Annotated in this window: 1 protein-coding gene; it reads right to left on the reverse strand. The window is 60.0% G+C overall.

Translation table 11 applies throughout. From position 1 onward, the window contains the following. Nucleotides 1–1,337 (reverse strand): MATE family efflux transporter (locus ABY403_RS16370; RefSeq protein WP_372841874.1); only part of this gene is annotated, 1,337 nt, incomplete at its 3' end. Between the last annotated feature and the right edge of the window lie 248 nt (nucleotides 1,338–1,585).

Here is a 1,585-nt window from a genome sequence, read left to right on the forward strand (position 1 = left end):
CGCGCTGTCTGCAACAGGACCAGCCCTGTCAGCATGGCCAACATCGCCTCGGCGGCTGGGGTGGTCCACCAGATCGCCTCTGCGCCAAAAAGAAGTGGCAGCGCGAAGGTCAGCGGAATCGCAAACAGGTATGGCTTGGACAAGCCAAGAATAGCTGCCCGCGGTGCATCGCCGATCGCTTGAAAATGCGCCGCCAGCATGATGTGCGGGCCAGACAGCACGTAAAGCGCCACCATGACAGGCATGATTGCCGCAACTTCGGCAACGACCCTTGGGTCGTCAACGAAGACCGTGCCTATCGGGCGGGCGAAAAACGTCGCGACGATTTGAACCAGAATGCAAAGCACCAGCGCAACGCCAAGGCCAAGGCCAAGGCTTTCGTTTTTGCGCCGCCATTGCCCGGCCCCGTGGTTGTTCCCGGTGACGGTTTGCATCGCCTGCGACAGGCCCAGAATCGGCAGGATGGCAAAGGTCAGAACCCGTGTCACGATGCCGTAAGCGGTTACGGTTGCCGCATAATCAGGTGTGCCGACACGTTGCAAAGCCACCAGAATTGCCGACGAGCCGAGCGCCACGCCAAGAAAATTAAGCCCCTGCGGCGCACCAAGCGCGAGGATGCCGCCCCAACCCGAAGTCGTGATACGGCCCAGAAACGCTGTGGGGCGCAGTACCGTTCGGGCCCGCACACGATATGCCACGATGATGCCAAGCGCCAAGGCCTGCGCCAATATCGTGCCATAGGCAGAGCCCGCCACGCCAAGTTCAAACACTGCGATCAACAGGTAGTTGAAGCCGATATTGCCAAGTGAGACCAAAAGGCTTGATGCTGCCATGAAGCCCATGCGCCCTTCGCTGCGCAGCGCGTCAAAATTGACCGAAAGCAAAAAGAACACAGGCGAAAAGACGACAAGGATTCGCAGATATGTCGTAGCCAAGGGGATGATTTCGCCATCTCCGCCAGCAGCCAATGCAATGACCGCTTGCCCGAAAAGCACAAAAAGCGCGATGAGAACCGCCCCAGCGCCAAGGGCCAGCCAGTGGGCGCTGGCAAACACTTCGTGCGCGGCGTCTAGGCGCTGGCCGCCCAAGTGCCGGGCCAGAAGGCTAGCCATGCCGCTTGCAACGATCGTCGCAAAGGCCGCGATCAGCATGTAAAGGGGAAACACCACGGTAACCGCCGCAAGCGCCGCCTCACCGACGTAGTGCCCAAGAAAGAGGGCATCTGCGACGGTCAAAAGGCCGTTCATGCTCATCACAAAGATGATCGGAAGCGCCGTTCGGGCGAAGATCGCGGGCAACGGACCGTCAAGAAACGGATTTCGGTATAGATCGGACATCTCACTGCATTCCTCATGCGCGAGTCTCGCCGTCTTGGATGGATCCCGCATTGCCACCCGCGCGAGACGCGGAGAGGTTTACAAAGAGAACGTCTTGAACAGAACTTCACCAAGACTCATCCGAGTCCGCGGGAGGCTGGCGTCTGCGGCCGAAATTGCGCGTAGCCGAACCGCCACGCGTCTGTCAAGCGCGCCGACGAGGTTTCGCGGTGCGGCGCTGCCCTTTGGATTGGGATCAGCCAGTTTCC

It is taken from the genome of Phaeovulum sp., assembly GCF_041596715.1.
Lineage (GTDB): Bacteria > Pseudomonadota > Alphaproteobacteria > Rhodobacterales > Rhodobacteraceae > UBA6213.